Origin of the sequence: Metallosphaera tengchongensis (genome assembly GCF_013343295.1) — an archaeon.
Classification (GTDB): domain Archaea; phylum Thermoproteota; class Thermoprotei_A; order Sulfolobales; family Sulfolobaceae; genus Metallosphaera; species Metallosphaera tengchongensis.
Genome location: NZ_CP049074.1, coordinates 1,306,481 through 1,323,832, shown reverse-complemented (window position 1 = coordinate 1,323,832; position 17,352 = coordinate 1,306,481). Strand labels below are relative to the sequence as shown.

Genomic DNA, 17,352 nt, shown 5'->3' with positions numbered 1-17,352 from the left:
TTATTAAATTTTCCCCCTTTTAATCATTTTAGTCTCGAGATCAGAGAAAGGTAGGATTCTTATTTTGTTTGTGTATGTATAATTTTTCAGTGATTCCTCGATTATATCTACCCCTACGCCTACTCCACTGGGCACCGCTACTTCGCCCTTCTCGAGAGGAGGAACATGTGTGTAGAGATCCTTAGGAAAATTAGAGATGGTATACTCTATTGTGTTTATCTCCGGTCTCGCTGAGGCTATCTGAAGGGTGTAGGCTAGGGACAGAAGAGAAGAGTCTGGTCTGTCATGTGGGGCAACACTAACGTTGAAGCTTGAAGCTAGGTCAATAACTTTCAGGAACTTGCTTACTCCTCCTATTTTAGCAATGTCAGGCTGGAGGTAAGAAATTCCAGTTTGGAGTAACCTCTTGAAACCGTTAATGGAGTACTCGTTCTCTCCAGCAGCTATGGGAACTGAGGAGTATTCGCATAGCTTACTGAGGGAGTCATAGTCATCGGGAGGCCAAATGGGTTCCTCAATCCATTCAATTTCATATCTACTGACATAATCAGAAAATTCCTTAGCCTTTTTGAGATCGAAGGGAGCGTTAATATCTAGCGCAATCTTAAGGTCGAATCCTATCTTCTCCCTTATTTCCTTTAGGCTTTCCTCAACAGTTGAAGGGGACTGGTGTAACTTGATCTGATCGAACCCCTTCCTCGTGGCGTAAAGTACAGCATCCATTAGATTTTTCATGGAACTGTACCTTGGAAAACTGCCATACGCAGGGACTCTTTCCCTGACTTTACCTCCCACCAGGTTGGATAGGGAGGTTCTTAGCTCCTTGGCCTTTATATCCCATAATGCCATCTCAACTGAGCTTATGGCTCCTGTTACGACACCGCAGTTCCCAGCGGTGAACATTATCTTTTCTAGGTCAGTTTCTACTTCAGAGGGTGATTCTGCTTCACGATTCTCGAGGAATGGTAATATTAAATCGTTCAGGACCGATGAGTATGCATTTAAAATTCCACTTCCGAATACGCCTGTCTCTCCCCATCCGACAGTCTCTCCCATCTTAACCTTCACGTAAAGTTGGACTGACCATGAATCGGAGAAATCTGAATTGGTTATAGAAAATGGAATAGAAAGAGGAAAAATGGAAATTTCCATTCAGCTCTCACCTTCAATTTTATCTAAAAAAATTACGCACTGATATACAATTTAATTGGTGAAAACTCTTCGTGGTGGAGCACTTCGGCTGCGGTCAATCTGCCGTTAGCTACCTTCAGCGTGTAATTGTAAATTCTCTCCCCAGCCTCCTCCAAGGAGACCTTTAGGTCAAGGAGGTCGGAAACGTCAACGTCTATGTGCTCACTCATGAGCTTGGCCGTTTTGGGATTTGCGGTAATTTTGATCACAGGAATCAGAGGATGACCTACTATGTTTCCTTGGCCTGTTGTGAAGAGATGAAGGACGGAACCTTTTGCGGCGAAGAGCGTCACGGCTTCCGCAGCTGCAGATGATGTGTTGACGAAACACAAAGTACCTCCCCTTTCCTTATTTAGGGGATCAAGGTAATCCAGAACGCAGTTGACCTTCCTGTGACCCAGTTTCTGGATGTTCCCCAGAGCTTTCTCCTCTATTGTGGAAAGCCCTCCCTTTATGTTTCCCTGGGTTGGTTGAGACCCTAATAGGTCAACTCCCTCCCTTTCAATTACGTCTATGTACTCCTTGTATATCTTAAGGAATTTCTTCCTTAATGCTTGATTCGCCATTTTTTCAGCAACAATGTCTTCTGCTCCGGTAAGTTCTGACGTCTCGCCGAACATAACTGTAGCTCCCAGATCAACCATCTTGTCCACGACTACTCCCACAGCCGGGTTAGAGGCGAGACCTGAAGTGGTATCTGACTCACCGCACTTTATGCTCATGGTAATGGACGATATATCAACCTCAGTCCTCCTCTTCTCGCTAGCCTCTTGCACCATTTCCTTTGCTTTCCTTGAAGCTTTTTCAATTGTTTTTAGATCTCCGTATCCCTCTATGGGAAAGACTTCCACAGGCTTTCCTGTCTTCGCTATCTCATCAGCTACCTTGTTGGCCCAATTGTCCTCTATACCAATTACGATTGCCCCCGCAACGTTGGGGTTTGCCCCACTTCCAGCTAAGACGTGGAAAAATAGATCGAGATCTCTCCCAAATTGCAATCTCCCGTAGGGATGGGGAACTGAAATCACCCCGTTTACTAGCTTTGATACCCCAACGGCAGCTGAATTGGAGAGATCGTCCAAGGGTAAAACTAACACGTGATTTCTGACCCCAACGGCCCCGTTTTCCCTTACGTAACCGTTAATGGTTATCATTTACCCCACCTCATGGACTTAAGATTGTGAACGTGGACGTGTTGACCTTTGGAGATACTTTGCGTGGCAACCCCAATGGGACGTCCGTATTTGATCACCTTTTCTCCTTGCCTTACATCCTTTACCGCAATTTTATGTCCTAGCGGGATATCGTCCACGCTTTTCACTATTAAGTGCGAATTACCTTCCAAATACGCACATAGGACTTCCTCCCCTTTCTTTATGTCTGTTGTGGCTACGCAGACGTTATCCTGATCCGAATGAATAAGACCTCTCGCCATAATATTAAGAATATGTCAGTTATTAATATACTTTATGTATATACGATACTGTATACGTTAACTTATCCATTCTAGAACAGTCGAATTGTTAGATCATTTCTTTTTCGTAACACCATCCAAAGTGGTAGAGTTATCCGCCAGTCGCTTTACAACCCAAGTTCAGTCGGTAATGGGTAAAGTGTTTCTCTAATCTCACAGGAAATTATCATGATGAAGAGTTAACTTTGAAAACTAGTTGGTTTATAACTGTTAAACTGCAGTATAAAAATTACTAGATTATAAATTCTAATTTGATGTGAAATAAGGAACCTTGTCCCTCAGGTTAATCAGGTTTGTCCACAGCTCGTCATCGATATTCACACCTTCAACAAGTTTCAATTTTTTTATTTTTTGAGAATGTTCACCAGGGAGCTCCATATTTAGAATTGTTCTCAACTTGATAATGCTCTCTGTATTATGGGCAAAGTAGGATGGATTTATGACTATCAAAACTTCACCCTTGTTGGGAGGGTTCTCGGTATTCAGAACTCCCCTCACGTCAGGTCCTACGGCACAACCGCTTAGAAAGGATGTAACTAACTCAAGGAGTAGCATAAGATAGAATCCCTTAACTCCACCAAGAGGGAGTATACCTCCCTTTAGCGCCTTGTCTGGATCCAAGGTGTAATTTCCATTCTCGTCTACCGCTAATCCTGGCTCTAGTTTAAGTCCTTTTCTATTGGCCTCGATTATCTTTCCTCTGGAGGTCGCCGAGAGGGCCATGTCCAAGACTATGGGTGGGTCATATGGTATGGAGATGGAAATGGGAGTAGTGGAAAGGACCCTTTTAGCGCTTCCTGGAAATACCACTGCGGGCTCAGCGTTACCAAACATTATGGAAACAAGTCCTCTCCTGGCCAACTTCTCCGTATAGTAACCTAAGAACCCTATATGGGAAGCATTCCTTGTGGAAATTATTGAAATTGGATCCTCAAACTTCTCCTGGATTAATTTATTCCAAATTACCATTCCAACGCTTCCCATGGCATCTATTAACTTGGAGGTCTTTGTTTCTTCCAGTACCTTATACTCCAGTTTACTTCTTATAGTACCCAATTCCACTCCCTTGACCAATGGGATCAATCTCTGAACTCCATGAGACGAGTGACCACGGAGTTCAGCTTCTACCATATGGTCGGCAATGACATCAGCCGATTCCACATTCCTCTTGTTTAAGATTTCCATTACTGTGTCCTTTAGTTCTCCAGCCCTTAATTTCATATGTCGTATACAGTTCAAAATACAGTTTAAATGTTCTTATGCTAGGTCATTCGACCCCAATTAGACGTAGGCCTTTCGTAAATTTGAACTCATCAAGGCAGTATAATCTCTTAGTAGATCTATAATGATGTATAAAATAGATAACTCAAAATCGTATACCTCATAAGATGTAACATATAATTAAAAAATAAATACTACCATTTGCAATGTAAAATGAGTGAAATGGCAGATAAGGCACTTTCGTGGGATGAAGTAAAGGAAAGGCTCTTCAGTAACTTAGATCTATCTAGGGAGAAGTGGTTTCACTATAAGATGCTTCTCCTGGTAGGTGGAGGAGTTTTCGTGGATGCGTACAATACAGTGGTCCTTACCCCTGTGCTCGGTCAATTAAGGACCTCCTTCCATTTGACGGCGTTTCTATTAACTGCTATTGGAGTTGCAGTTGTCATAGGGACAGGTATAGGTGCGCTAATCTCCGGCTATCTCGTTGATAAAATTGGAAGGAAAACCATGTTCATACTCGATCTAATATTTTTCGTCGTTATAGCTGGAATATCCGCGTTCTCCATCAATGGGTACATGCTATTTGCCTTGAGGCTTCTGGTAGGAATAGGTGTCGGACTTGACTACCCCATATCTAGTTCTTACCTATCCGAATTCGTTCCTGTGAAATCAAGGGGCAAGTTCATGGCTTATGATATTCTTTTCTATCCACTAGGTGCGCTGGCTGCGATTTTGGTGGGCTACTGGCTCTTGAGTGTTGCTGGTCCAGATGCCTGGAAGATAGCCCTTGCTTCAGCTATAATTCCAGCTCTAATTATAGCAGTAGCTAGGTTAGGAAGCCCAGAGTCCCCAAGATGGTTATTGGAACAGAACAGGGTAGATGAAGCTATTAAAGTAGTCGAGGGGATAATTGAGAGACCTCTCACCGATCAGGAGAAAACCTTGATAAGATCTGCTAGGCCTGAGAAGATCAGAAACACATATTATAAGGAACTTCTTACCAAGTTTTCAAAGAATTCAGCCTTTATAGCAATTTACTATACAGGATATCAAATAGCCTTCGTGGCTGCGGGCGTCCTTAGCTCTCTCTTTGCCACGTCATTGAAGGTTCCTGTAGAAACTGCGTCAGCCCTATTCTGGATAGAGAATATCATTGCAATATTAATAATAGCCTATACCATTGACAGGGTAGGACGGAAACCCATGGCTAACATTGGATGGATAGGAAGCATCTTGGCTTTCCTGGCACTGATATTTATACCAAGCACAGTAGGAAAAGTAGCGTTACTGATAATCTATTCATTACTTGCACTATTTCTGAACTTTCAAGGAGGACTCCATCTGGATCTCTCAGCGGAGTTGGCACCAACTAGAATAAGAGGTACAATGGAGGGATGGAAGCAGGGAGTATCTAGGATAATAGCTGCTACGTTTTCGACTGCCGTATTCCCGCTGATGTCTTTTCACGATTCCCTCTATGTAATGATGGCAGCGTCAATAGTTGCGCTCATAGCCACGGTGATAATGATGCCTGAGACCAAAGGTAAGTCCTTGGAACAATTATGGAAGTAAGGTCAAGGTATAAGCTAATTTTTTTCAAGACTTCATTTGGGTTTCATCAGATACTCAAAGCATTCAATTTAGCATGGGATGTATTCCATGATGGGCTTGGTGAAGCTGATCATAGAAATTTTATTAAAATTGAATAATTTTCTCGTATCTTGAATTGTATACGAAAAGGTATATATACCATTATAATATATACTTATCCAATGAACGTAAGTTCAAGTTTTTATGAAGTGGTGTCTAGTGTTTCTGAGTCTCTTTACTACAAAGCCCTTAAGGTCATTCCCACTGATGTGGTGAGAAAGATAAAGGAGGCATATGAAGTCGAAGAGGAGGAGTTAGGGAAGAAAGTTCTATCCACTATACTAAGAAACATAGAGGTAGCAACCAAAAGGAACATCCTGGTTTGTCAGGATACAGGAACCCCGGTTTACCTCGTTGAAGTTGGGGATATAGACATCTCTCTCGTTAAGTTAAGAAAAAGCGTGAAAGATGGCGTTAGAAACGCCACTTTGAAGTATCACTTAAGGCCAAATATGGTTCATCCGATATCCAGGGTAAACACCGGTGACAATACAGGGCAAAATTCCCCTGTGATTCACATAGAACTCAACGAAGCTCTGGAAGACAAAGTAAAGATTGTGGCTATACCAAAAGGCTCCGGTTCAGAGAACATGAGTTCCCTGGCTATGCTGAGGCCTGCCGACGGAATTGCTGGAGTTAAAAAATTCGTTCTCGAAACAGTAGCAAATGCTGGAGGGAAGGGTTGTCCGCCATATATCGTTGGTGTGGGAATAGGGGGAGATTTTGAGAGTGTAACGTATCTAGCTAAGAAGGCTATTATTCGACCCCTAGGTTCTAGAAGCAAAGATCTTGAAGCTTCAAAATTGGAAAGGGAGCTTTTCGAAGCTGTTAACATGCTCGGTGTAGGGCCTATGGGTCTGGGTGGCCGTTTCACAGCTCTTGGCGTAAACGTTGAGGTGGCGGAGACGCATATAAGCAGCCTCCCGGTCGCCGTAAATATTCAATGCTGGCGTGGAGAGAGAGCCGAGGCTGAGATAGAGAGCAATGGTGAAGTGCATTACCTGGAGTGATCTTTATGGAAATTCACACTCCTTTAAAAGATGAGGTAGTTAGCACGTTAGAATTGGGAGATCAAGTCTATTTTTCAGGTAAAATTTATATAATGAGAGACGCGACCTTAAGGAGGATATTTGAGGAGGGGGTCTCTCCACCAGTTGATCTAAGGAACCAAGTCATCTTCTTTGGAGCTCCGAGTTTCGCTAAGGAAATGGATAGGTACGTAATACTCTCAGTGGGCGTCACAACTTCGCAAAGAATGGAAAAATACATCCCTTCCCTTCTAAGTAAATATGGGGTAAAGGGTATCATAGGGAAAGGAGAACTGGGAGAGAAAATGAACTCTCACTTCCAGAGAAACAATGCAGCGTATTTCCTCTTCGTTGGTGGGGCAGCAGCCATTGCTACGTCGTCCATAGAGAGAGTACTCAATGTGTGGTGGGAGGACCTGCGAGGAGAGGCCCTATTTGAGGTTGAGGTCAAGGATCTGGGTCCTGCTTTCGTGGCCATCGACAATGATGGAGAGAACTTACCTCTTAACGTTAAGAATAAGGTTCTAGCCAACTTGAGGGCTTTACAGGGAGATCAAAGTGAAAGCTGAAGTTGTCAACACTGACCTTGTTGTTCTAGGGAGCGGCTTAGCTGGGCTTAGGGCTGCCATAGAATTCGATAAATTGTCGAGAGGAAAATATGAGGTCGCCGTGATCTCTAAAGTCCAAGTGATGAGATCCCACTCTGTGGCACCAGAGGGAGGTGCCGCTGCCGTGATGAGAGAGGGGGACTCGTTTGAGCAGCACGCTTATGACACTGTTAAGGGGTCCGACTTCTTAGCAGATCAAGACGCAGTACAGCAGTTCGTCATGGACGCCCCAGGCGAAATCATTCAACTAGAACATTGGGGAATGCCATGGGCGAGAGATCAGGAAGGGAACCTCCTAGCTAGGTCCTTTGGAGCCCATGAGGTGCCTAGAACGTATTTCGCTTACGATAGAACTGGATTTTTCCTCATGAAAACACTATATGACAGGGCCTTGAAGGGGGATAACATAAGGTTTTATCATGAATTCTTCGCTACAGCCATACTAGCTAACGAAGGTAGGTTCAATGGTCTTCTGACCATGGAGAGGGCTACGGGGAATTTCGTATATTTCAAGGCTAAGGCTCTCATTGTTGCTACTGGTGGCGTTGGGAGAATATACAAATACGTGACATACTCCCACACGGTGACTGGGGACGGACTAGCCATGGCCTACAGGGCAGGAATACCTTTGAAAGACATGGAGTTCATACAATGGTTACCAACCACCATGATTCCTTATGGAATACCAGCTACTGAAGCTTTACGTGGGCATGGGGCTCTTCTGCTTAACTCTGACGGTGAAAGGTTTATGAAAAAGTATGCCCCAAGAAAGATGGAGCTTGCAGCCAGGGACATTGTTACAAGGGCAATATTTACGGAAATAAGCGAAGGGAAAGGGGTCGAGGGCCCACGAGGTGTGAAGGCCGTCCTCCTCGACACTAGACCAGTAGGCGAGGAAAGGCTAAAGAGCATATATAAAACGTTTAGGGAGAACTCAATACAGTTCCTTGGTAAGGATCCTCTTGAAGAACCAATTCCGGTTCTACCTGCAGCCCATTACTCGATGGGGGGTATTCACGTAATGGGGACAGAACTCAGCACTACGTTAAAGGGCGTCTTCGCTGCTGGGGAAGTGGCAAACGTAAGTTTACATGGCGCAAATAGGCTAGGATCCAACTCTCTTCCAGCCTGTTTAGTGACAGGAAAGTGGGCCGGTAAATCAGCCTTCAACTACGTTATGGCTCTTGACGGAGAACTCATGGACAAACCAGTTGAAGACATAGATAAGTACGTTGAGTCTTCATTTAACGTTGTCAAGAAGGAGAGAGGTGCTGTCACTCCTTACGAGATAAGAAACAAACTTCAGGACGTAATGGAGGAAAAAGTCGGGGTGTTTAGGAACGAAAGAGATCTGATGGAAGCAATAAAGACAATAAGAGATCTCAAGGAAGCCTCAAGGGACATGTACGTGAGAGACAGAGCGTTTGAATATAATCTGGAGTGGGTTCACGCTCACGAAGTCCTTAATTTGCTGGATCTTGCTGAGGTGATAGCAACCTCTGCTCTTTACAGAAAGGAGTCTAGAGGGGCTCACTTCAGACAGGACTTCCCTTCCAGGGATGACGGAAATTTCCTAAAGCATAGTCTTGCATCATACACTAGGGATGGCCCATTGGTTTCCTACGTTCCCGTGACCGTAACGAAATGGAAACCTACGGAGAGGGTGTACTGAATGGGTATGAGGGAGTGGTTCAGGGTATTCGGATGGAACAAGGAAAGGGTACTTTTCCTTTTTCACAGGATAACCGGTTGGATACTGACTTTCTTCATAGTCGGTCATGTTATTTTCGTTCACGAGGTAGTTTATGGTAGAGGAACTTGGAACTCTCTCTTGTTGTTGGATTCGAGCATCTTAGGGAAAATATTATTAATAATCGTCACAGCCTCGCTTATCTTCCATGGTATAAACGGTGTGAGAATTATGTTGATAGAAACCGGAGTACTTCTCACTAAACCGAAGGAGCAGGAGTACCCATACACCGTGTGGTTAACGGGAAAGAGGCATCAGATTTACGTGTTGGCAATGGGAATTATTGGAATAGCGCTCACTATCCTTGCGGGTTTGGTGATATTAGTATGAAGGAGTCGTCCATCAGGCTAATGGTATACGTAACCGGGATTGGTATTTTCGCTCTAGTCGTGGTTCACTTGCTCTCGCTATCCTCGGGGGGACTTGAAAATAACGTAGCTTACGGGACGGTTATTAAGGAGCTTTCACCCTCTCCCTACTCAGTTTCTCTTTTGATCCTCCTAGGCTTAGTATTAGTTCACTCAAGTTTAGGAATACGAAGATTCCTTAGGGACGTTGGAAGTAAAAAAACGTCAGTACTCCTTACTCAGATTTTTGTGGGAATAATTTTCCTTCTCGTTTTGGTTATAGGTGTCATGACAATAAGGTGAATTGAATGAGAAGACTTAAAGTTCACGACGGGAAAGGGGTAAGAAGTTACGAGGTAAATGAAAGTGAAATAGACGATTACACAACGGTCTTAGAGCTTCTCCTCAAAATCAGAGAAGAAAAAGACCCGTCACTAGTTTTGAGGTACTCGTGCAGGATGGCTCTTTGCGGCTCTTGTGGTATGATAGTGAATGGGAGGCCTAGGTTAGCCTGTCTCACTAAGGTGAAAGGTCTTCCTAACGAGATAGAGGTCGAACCCTTGAGAAATCTCAGGACAATTAGGGGTTTAGTGCCAGATCTTGGGGATTTCTTCAAGAAATACAAGTCAGTTAAACCTTACCTTATTTCGGATTCTGAGCAGGAAACTCCAACTAAACCATATAGGCAAAAGGATGAAGAGGTGAAGAAGTACCTACAGTTCAATTACTGTATACAATGTGCTCTCTGCTACTCCGCTTGTCCCATCGTAGCAACGAATAAGGAGTTTCCAGGTCCTGCAGCAATTAACGTAGCGTACAGGTATAGTGCAGATTCAAGGGATATAAATAAGGAGAGGTTAGCCAGTTTAGATACCGTAGACGGAGTGTGGTCTTGCAGGGTCGCTGGGTCATGCTCAGCAGTATGTCCTAAGGGAGTAGATCCTTCCCTATCTATTCAGCTGGTAAAATCTCTTCTGATTCGTGGAGGGAAGAAGTAATAAAGTAACTCTACTTTTTAAATTTTATAGTGATGAATTAGCGAGCGAGATTTAGGGCAAGGGATGTTGAAGGATAAGCGGAAGTAATTCATTAAATTCAAATATATTAAACTTCCTAGAAGTGACCTTTTTAATGTTTAATGAAGAAATGTTGGTTTCTTCAGAAATTCGACGTCATCAGTTTCAATCCCTAGATCTTTTTTAAGCTGATTGGCTAAGGGTTTAATATTATATGAAAACCTAGTTAGGGCTTCACTAACTACTTTCTTAGCCATACCACTTAACCAAATTAACTGAAGATTCTCCTGCTTCCAGATAAGGTTCAAATCCTGATTGCTATCGCCTAACATATTTCTTAGCTTCTCTAAGTGTAAAAGACTAATTTTTCTGGTCATAATGCCATGGGCTAATCCCTGCTCCACTGAAACCAAAGTAGACCATTAGCCTTATCAATCCTGAGAGAGACAGGCTCTTTTTAATTTTTTACAACATAATCTCCATAAATGGTAAAGAAAAGAGATTGTGGTTTCATGAAGAGAGTTTTAGATTTACTATTATATGTTACGATAAATTAGAGATCTTGCTGAGAACAGTCTAAGTTTTTAAAGGACTTTTATCAAGAACAGGAGGAATATCAAGTGATCTCTTTGATCAGTGTTTTGATTTCTGCATAAAGAATGGTATTATTTCGATGAAACCGTTCCTCGTGCCTTGGGGTAGATAAACGTTATAGTAAAATCCCACTTCAATATCATAAACGTTTATGGAATACTTTCTCTTCTCAACTCCCTTGTTTTCATCCACCTCAAGAAGTTCATCTCTAGTTGAGATGGGTGTCTTTCCTAGGGATTGTGCCAACACTGTAATGTACCTGGTAAATTCGCCCTTTATATCCCTAAACATGTACATGATGGAATCCCAATACGATGATCCGTTGATGTATATTATACCCTTAGTTTCGGAGACATAAACCATTGGATTTCTAGGGACATCGAGATAGAATGTACCACCGCCCAAAGACACTTCTAACGTCTTCTCAATAAGCTCGTCCTTTTTGTTTTCCGATCGGTAAAGTGAATACTGTTGAGGCATCTTCTCACAAATACATTTTCTTCCAGAAAAGATAAAATATAATCCCCTTAATGTTAAGGGTATATTAACAGGATATTGAGGCATCGATTAAGGTTATGCTCATAGAGTCCTCCATTTACTTGTTTTTACAAGGAATAACAGATGGAGAGCTACCTCGCGTCTCAGTGTACAGAATGAAATTGACGTTAGAATGAGAATTTCACCAAAAGAAATCCAGATTAGTTATCTCCCCCTAGCTGATGCACAGACTTCCTCCCCCGCTCTAAAGGTCGAGGCTTTCCTTAATTGAATCTGGACTATCCCTGATATTTATATAAACCAAGTTTTATATATATGAACATGAACCTATCATAATGCCGTCGGTTCAGTTTGAAGAAAGAGGTTCCGTTTTACTACTCGTCTTAAACAGACCTGAAAAGCTCAACGCGCTGAACCTTGAGTTGAGGGAGGAGCTCCTTGGCTACCTGAGGAAGTTCAACTCAGACCCTACCAAGAGAGTGGCAGTGATAACAGGCTCTGGAAGGGCCTTCTCAGTGGGGGCTGACATCTCGTCCGTGTCTGATGACTTGACTGAGGACTTGAGGAACAGTTTCTATCCAATCCTAAGGGAGATACGGTTTTCTCCAAAGATATTCATTTCTGCAATATCTGGCGTAGTTGCTGGAGCTGGTATAAGTCTCTCCTTAGCCTGTGATATCAGGTTAGCTTCAAAGAACGTAAAGTTTGTCACGGCGTTCCACAACATAGGGTTAGCTCCTGACACAGGGTTGGCCTTGATGTTGCCTAGACTTGGAGGTACTAAGTTTCTGGAGAAACTCCTCTTGGGCGGGGAAATCACTGCTGAGGAGATGAGCCAACAGGGGATTGTTAGACTTTCCGATAACCCATTGGAGGACGCTCTGAAGTTGGCCGAGGAGATATCTTCTGGACCCTTTAAGTCCTACTCCGCTTCGAAGAGGCTGTTGAACAGGGCCCTATTTCATGACCTAGACGAGTTCCTGGAGTACGAGTCGGCAATGCAAGGGTACTTGGGTACAACTGCAGACTTCAAGGAGGGGGTGAAGGCTTTTCTAGAGAAGAGAAAGCCTCAATTTAGGGGTGAGTGAGATGACAGTCCAAGTGGAGGTAAAGGATAGAATAGGAATAGTCAGGCTAAACAGGCCGGAGAGACTAAACGCCATAAACATGGAAATGGTACACGACCTAGTAAGGGAGTTCAACCGGCTCAAGGGAGAGGTAAAGGCTGTGATCATAACGGGGAACGGAAAGGCGTTCAGTGCTGGGGCGGACGTAAAGGAGATGTTGGGAATGTCACTGGAGGATGTGGTCAGGGAAGGGCATATGCCCTTATGGGACGCCATGAGAGGTTTCAGGAAACCGATCATAGCTGCTCTCAACGGGGTCACCGCTGGAGGCGGACTTGAGTTAGCCATGGCATGCGACGTGATAATAGCAGCAGAGAGCGCAAGGTTAGGGCAACCTGAGATCAACCTTGGTATCATACCAGGTGCTGGTGGGACCCAAAGGCTAACTAGGACTATTGGAAAGTACAGGGCCATGGACTTAGTCCTTACTGGTAGGCTGATCTCCGCATGGGATGGGTATAGGATGGGACTTGTAGATAAAGTCGTTCCAGACGAGGCCTTAATGAGGGAGGCGTTGAGGCTAGCTAGGGAAATAGGAGAAAGGTCAGGTTTCGCAGTGGAACTAGGGAAGGAGGCTGTCAATAAGGCATTGGACACTACTTTACAACAGGGACTTGACCTGGAAAGAAGGAACTTCTACGTCTCTTTAATGTCTGAGGACGGTAAGGAGGGCATGAAGGCGTTTCTAGAGAAGAGGAAACCTCAGTTCAAAAGTTGAGTAGTTCGAGGTTTTTGTTTTTTAATGAGTTTTCTAATTAAAGACAAGGATTAAGAGATCGTTTAGAACCTCACTTATACTTTTAAACAAGGTATTTACAAAGTAGGGGAAGCCCATCCTTTAGGGGTAGGAAAAGTCAGAAATTCTTGAAAGCCCACCATCCATGACGGGGATGAAAAACGTATAAAACTACTTCTCTATTTTGCAATTCGAATAAAACTTCCTTACAACTGAATAAAGTTACGCATCCATTATCTCGCCCAACACCTCTTCGTATCTAGTCAGGAACGAGTAAGCTGGAAGAAGGATCACTTCATTTTCACCAACGCTCTCGTTAACGGTATGGTAAGTGACTAGTAAAGTTCTGTCAACCGGTCTAACTTTCTCTTTAAACTTATCTATAGCCCTAAGTTCCCTTTTCATTGTTTCTTGGTCATTAATCTCGTAAGCTACTTGGATGGGTAAGATATTGTTCGGGCTTTTGAGTAAGAAGTCAATTTCATAGTTCCCATCATACCAGTAATATAGTTCCAGGTCCTTCTTATTTAGGGAATATCTATAAAGATGTTGAAAGACTAGGGATTCGAGTAGGTGACCCCTGGACAGTCTAGGATTAAACAATTTGATGAAACCGTTGTCCACAACGTGGACCTTTCTTGGAGAGTTCTCGACTGCCTTTACGCTGAATGAGAAGTTCCTTAAAAAGTAAATAAGATATGAATTTTCTAAATATTTCGAGTACCTCTCCACGGTCTTGACCGGTATCTTAAGGAACTTGGATACACTGTTAAAAGTCACTCTAGACGCAACTGAGGAGATGTAGTATTTAGCCAAGGTCCTTATCTTGTTCTCATCCCTTATTCTATATCTTCTGACAACGTCCTTAACTATAATAGTATCGAAATGGGAATCCAGTAGCTCAAGCGCTAAATCTTTATTTAGTGTTATTTGAGGTAGTCCTCCTAGACTTAAGTATTCTTCCAACAATTTTTTGATTCTTTCAAGATTTCTAGCAAATTCTAGTTTGGAGTCTACTTTTATAGAATGAAATGACAAGTACTCCTTAAAGTCCAATGGAAATATCCTCACCTCAACGTGCCTCCCAGATAACAGGGTTGTATATTCGGAACTTAGCAGTTTGGCAGAGGAGCCGGTTACTAAGAACTTAGCCTTTCCTCTATCTGCTAGTCCTCTGACGAACCTCTCCCACCCGTTGACCTCTTGAGCTTCATCAAGCAATACATACGTTGTACTTTCTTGACTACTCTTTATGTGAGTAGTGTATAAATCATATATTCTCAGTAGAGTGGCATAATCGAGATTTAGCAACCTTTCATCATCGAGTCTAATCACTAGCGTATCATTGATGTCAATCCCACTATCGATAAGCTTCTTTAAGGCTTGTAAACCTATCGTTGATTTCCCACTCCTTCTTATCCCAGACAACGCTACAATGTTAATAGCTTTTAATAACCTCAAGACATTGTTTATATACCTCTCTCTTTCAATGCCTACATCTATTTTTCCTCCCCAGAAGTTCCACTCTGTCATCATTGATAGAAGCTCTGCATCGTCCACAAATTCTATTACTTCAAAAGCAATAAAAAGTTTGTCATATATAACAAACTTTGTAGGGAGGAATTAATTATATGTGACAAACTAATGGAGAACATAAGACGCGGTAAAAGGACATCCTTTGAGCATCAACGAGGATTTGATTCATATCTATAAAATTGAATTTAGTCGGCTTTCACGGCAGAACCATGGTAAATCAGCATAACCTCGACGATTGCCGAATATAATATACTGAAAATTTTGAGTGCCCGAAACAACATCACTGAATGAATCCATGATATGGTTAACGGATTATATAATGGATATAAAGAACATTTATATATGACCTAGTTACTTATATATTAACGAGGTTAAATGTCTGAAACCGATTACACCAAGGATCCAGTTTACCCGGAGGCCAACGTGTATCCCCCCAGATGGAACTTTGACAACGAGAGGGCCTGGCAACTTTACAGGAGGGCGAAGAGAGAGCAGTGGGATGAGGAGGAAATTAACTGGGAGAAGGTCAGGGAGATAGCTTCAGGGTTGGACAGGAAACAGAGGTTAGCAATAGCGTACTGGTGGTCTCTCCTATCCAATTTCGACAACGCGACACCTGTGTTTGCCCATTCGGTGATTAAGGCTTTTGAACATCACCTGGACACGGCAGTTAGAGGGATCTTAACTACCATAACCTATGACGAGAACAGGCACAACATGACCTGTGGGTTGGCAATAGATTCGATGATGCGTGGCTTTCCCTTTAATTTCAAGCCCCAGGATGACCTAGAGAGAAAGGCTATGCTCAACGTGGAGTGGACTTGGTATAACGGCTCAAGGTATTGGAAGGCATACCTAGAGGCGTACAAGAAGTACACGTTGGATGTCCTTTTTACATCTTTCATGATGGGAGAGGCTGCAGCAACCACAGTCTTCACAACCATGTCGCAGGGATCCAAGATAGATGAATTCTCAAAGGCCTTTAGGAAAACCGCGGTGGACGAGACCAGACACTACGCGTTTACCCACCTAATCATGACAGATAACGCTTCCAAGATGAGCGACGAGCAGAAAAGGATGGTAACAAAGCAGGTAAGGGCAGGTTTCGTATTCCTCTCCTTAATCACGTTTAAGCCCCCTAAGGAGTTCTGGAAGCTACCCCCGTGGTTTGAGGAAGTAAATGAGAAGATGGAGGATCTAGCCAGGAGCGCCGGTTTCTATATACCAGACCTCAAGGAAAAGGAGAAGAGTTGGAGGACAGCAATCATCAGGGTTGGATCAACACTGGCAAGATACAACGTGAAGTTACCAGCGTTCCCCGAACTCGGTGTGACGGGGGAGGAAGTGGAAGTTTCCGAAGAGGACATGGTACCTATTTTTTAGTGGGCCGACTACTCGTTCGTGGATGGAGAGGTTTCCCTCTGCTCCGTTTTCATGAGCGGTTTTTAGCTTTAATTAAATAATTTCATAAAAAGTGCTAGACCACAACACAGACTCAGGACTTCCCAGATAAACTCCTTAAGGGAAATCCTGGATGTACCTTTTTGCTATCTTGTAATGGACGTTGTCTATGAGCTGATCCCTCAATCTAATAGCACCTCTTCCCTCCTTTATTGCCCTCTCGTAGGCCTCGACGATCTCTTTGTACCAGGCCATCTCCTCAGGGCTCGGAGAGAAAACTTGGTTTGCCAATTCCACCTGAGATGGATGGATGACCTGTTTACCTGAGAAACCCAGAGCTTTGGCGATCTCAGCCTCCTCCTTAAATCCCAATGTGTTCTTTAGGTCAAAGTATACCTTATCAATAGGCTCCACATCGTAGGCCCTCGCCACGGAGACTATTTCCAGCATTAAGGACGTGTTCTTCTCATATCCTCTCACTTGACCTAGGGAATGTAATGCTAGGTCCGCAGCACCGTAGGTCAAGGCGACTACACCCTCTGACCTTACAATTTCCTCTAACTTCACCAAACCTCTCGGGGTTTCGATTATGGGCTCAAGCCTCTTTCCCGTTGCTTTATGCACGAAGCTCAGATCGGATTCCGCTTTAGGGACTAGGAAGAGGTCTATTTTCTCTAGGTCTGAGAAGAAGAGGATGTCCTTCATCCCCTCCTTGTCGGAGATGGAGTTAATTCTAACGCATAGCTCCCTATTCCCCCAGTCGTTTACTAGGTTCCTCTTTATGATTTCCCTAGCCTTCTGCTTGTCCTCTGGGGGGACAGAATCCTCCAAGTCAAATATTATAGAATCTGCAGGAATCTGTAAGCTCTTCTGAACCATTTTTTCGTTTACCCCAGGCACGTAGAGTTGAGACCTGCGTTTCATACCATATTGTATTGAATTTTAATTAAAAAAGGATTTTTAAAGACCTAAGCACTCTCGTCCTTCATACAGGAAAGTGAAGTCCTATAAAGTTCATTTCAGATTGCTGATCCGTTAATTCTGAAATTATTTTAAGATGACATCACAACCATTATTTAACCCTCATGAGGTGAAACTCCCTATTCTATCTCTCCTTTTTGCAATAATAAGTCCTTGTAGATATGAACATGGTTAACAAACCTTTAAGAGGA

Annotated in this window: 18 protein-coding genes; 10 read left to right on the top strand and 8 right to left on the bottom strand. The window is 43.2% G+C overall.

Annotated elements, in window-relative coordinates; translation table 11 throughout:
• Positions 1-3: 3 nt before the first annotated feature.
• From GWK48_RS07275 to GWK48_RS07260, 4 genes are all read right to left on the bottom strand, one after another.
• Positions 4-1,152, bottom strand: coding sequence for a mandelate racemase/muconate lactonizing enzyme family protein (locus GWK48_RS07275; protein WP_174630948.1), 1,149 nt, complete (start codon positions 1,150-1,152; stop codon positions 4-6).
• 32 nt (positions 1,153-1,184) lie between these two features.
• On the bottom strand, positions 1,185-2,345 hold the full coding sequence (locus GWK48_RS07270) for a UxaA family hydrolase (protein WP_174630946.1): 1,161 nt from the start codon (positions 2,343-2,345) through the stop codon (positions 1,185-1,187).
• A complete protein-coding gene (locus GWK48_RS07265) occupies positions 2,342-2,626 on the bottom strand; it encodes a UxaA family hydrolase (RefSeq protein ID WP_174630944.1) in 285 nt (94 codons plus the stop codon). Before GWK48_RS07265 ends, GWK48_RS07270 begins: the two co-directional genes overlap by 4 nt.
• Before the next feature lie 285 nt (positions 2,627-2,911).
• Positions 2,912-3,886: an Ldh family oxidoreductase gene (locus tag GWK48_RS07260; protein ID WP_174630942.1), complete on the bottom strand. Its 975-nt coding sequence runs from the start codon at positions 3,884-3,886 to the stop codon at positions 2,912-2,914.
• Positions 3,887-4,099: 213 nt separating this feature from the next.
• On the opposite strand from GWK48_RS07260, the gene GWK48_RS07255 reads away from it, so the two are divergent.
• The 7 genes from GWK48_RS07255 to GWK48_RS07225 all read left to right on the top strand — a co-directional run bounded on the left by GWK48_RS07255 (position 4,100) and on the right by GWK48_RS07225 (position 10,270).
• Complete coding sequence (locus tag GWK48_RS07255) at positions 4,100-5,461, top strand: MFS transporter (protein ID WP_174630940.1); 1,362 nt, start codon at positions 4,100-4,102, stop codon at positions 5,459-5,461.
• A gap of 200 nt (positions 5,462-5,661) precedes the next feature.
• Positions 5,662-6,549 carry a fumarate hydratase gene (locus GWK48_RS07250; protein WP_174630938.1) on the top strand — a complete coding sequence of 296 codons (888 nt, stop codon included), beginning with the start codon at positions 5,662-5,664 and terminating at the stop codon, positions 6,547-6,549.
• A 5-nt stretch (positions 6,550-6,554) separates the two neighbouring features.
• Positions 6,555-7,136, top strand: a complete 582-nt coding sequence (locus tag GWK48_RS07245; protein ID WP_174630936.1) for a FumA C-terminus/TtdB family hydratase beta subunit — start codon at positions 6,555-6,557, stop codon at positions 7,134-7,136.
• Complete coding sequence (locus GWK48_RS07240; protein WP_174630934.1) at positions 7,126-8,847, top strand: FAD-binding protein; 1,722 nt, start codon at positions 7,126-7,128, stop codon at positions 8,845-8,847. Before GWK48_RS07245 ends, GWK48_RS07240 begins: the two co-directional genes overlap by 11 nt.
• Positions 8,848-9,255, top strand: a complete 408-nt coding sequence (gene sdhC, locus GWK48_RS07235) for a succinate dehydrogenase, cytochrome b556 subunit (protein WP_246263772.1) — start codon at positions 8,848-8,850, stop codon at positions 9,253-9,255. It begins immediately after the preceding gene.
• Entirely contained in the window at positions 9,252-9,575 is a 324-nt protein-coding gene (locus tag GWK48_RS07230; RefSeq protein WP_174630932.1) for a succinate dehydrogenase, read from the top strand. The genes sdhC and GWK48_RS07230 overlap by 4 nt, the downstream gene beginning before the upstream one ends.
• A 5-nt stretch (positions 9,576-9,580) precedes the next feature.
• On the top strand, positions 9,581-10,270 hold the full coding sequence (locus tag GWK48_RS07225) for a succinate dehydrogenase/fumarate reductase iron-sulfur subunit (protein WP_174630930.1): 690 nt from the start codon (positions 9,581-9,583) through the stop codon (positions 10,268-10,270).
• A 137-nt stretch (positions 10,271-10,407) separates the two neighbouring features.
• On the opposite strand, the gene GWK48_RS07220 is transcribed toward GWK48_RS07225, so the two are convergent.
• Both GWK48_RS07220 and GWK48_RS07215 read right to left on the bottom strand, forming a co-directional pair.
• Positions 10,408-10,692 carry a hypothetical protein gene (locus GWK48_RS07220; RefSeq protein WP_174630928.1) on the bottom strand — a complete coding sequence of 95 codons (285 nt, stop codon included), beginning with the start codon at positions 10,690-10,692 and terminating at the stop codon, positions 10,408-10,410.
• 229 nt (positions 10,693-10,921) lie between these two features.
• On the bottom strand, positions 10,922-11,362 hold the full coding sequence (locus GWK48_RS07215) for a hypothetical protein (protein WP_174630926.1): 441 nt from the start codon (positions 11,360-11,362) through the stop codon (positions 10,922-10,924).
• Between the two features lie 353 nt (positions 11,363-11,715).
• Between GWK48_RS07215 and GWK48_RS07210 the strand changes: the two genes are divergently transcribed.
• Together GWK48_RS07210 and GWK48_RS07205 are read left to right on the top strand one after the other, a co-directional pair.
• Positions 11,716-12,468 (top strand): enoyl-CoA hydratase-related protein, encoded by a 753-nt coding sequence (locus GWK48_RS07210; protein WP_174630924.1) that lies wholly within the window; start codon positions 11,716-11,718, stop codon positions 12,466-12,468.
• Position 12,469: 1 nt separating this feature from the next.
• Entirely contained in the window at positions 12,470-13,225 is a 756-nt protein-coding gene (locus tag GWK48_RS07205; RefSeq protein ID WP_174630922.1) for an enoyl-CoA hydratase/isomerase family protein, read from the top strand.
• 240 nt (positions 13,226-13,465) lie between these two features.
• Here the strand turns inward: GWK48_RS07205 and GWK48_RS07200 are convergent, their stop codons facing one another.
• Positions 13,466-14,803: an ATP-binding protein gene (locus GWK48_RS07200; protein WP_174630921.1), complete on the bottom strand. Its 1,338-nt coding sequence runs from the start codon at positions 14,801-14,803 to the stop codon at positions 13,466-13,468.
• 351 nt (positions 14,804-15,154) lie between these two features.
• Between GWK48_RS07200 and GWK48_RS07195 the strand changes: the two genes are divergently transcribed.
• A complete protein-coding gene (locus GWK48_RS07195) occupies positions 15,155-16,162 on the top strand; it encodes an aminobenzoate oxygenase (protein WP_174630919.1) in 1,008 nt (335 codons plus the stop codon).
• A gap of 135 nt (positions 16,163-16,297) precedes the next feature.
• Here GWK48_RS07195 and GWK48_RS07190 read toward each other — a convergent pair whose 3' ends face one another.
• Positions 16,298-17,104: an HpcH/HpaI aldolase/citrate lyase family protein gene (locus GWK48_RS07190; RefSeq protein WP_174630917.1), complete on the bottom strand. Its 807-nt coding sequence runs from the start codon at positions 17,102-17,104 to the stop codon at positions 16,298-16,300.
• Positions 17,105-17,352 lie beyond the last annotated feature (248 nt).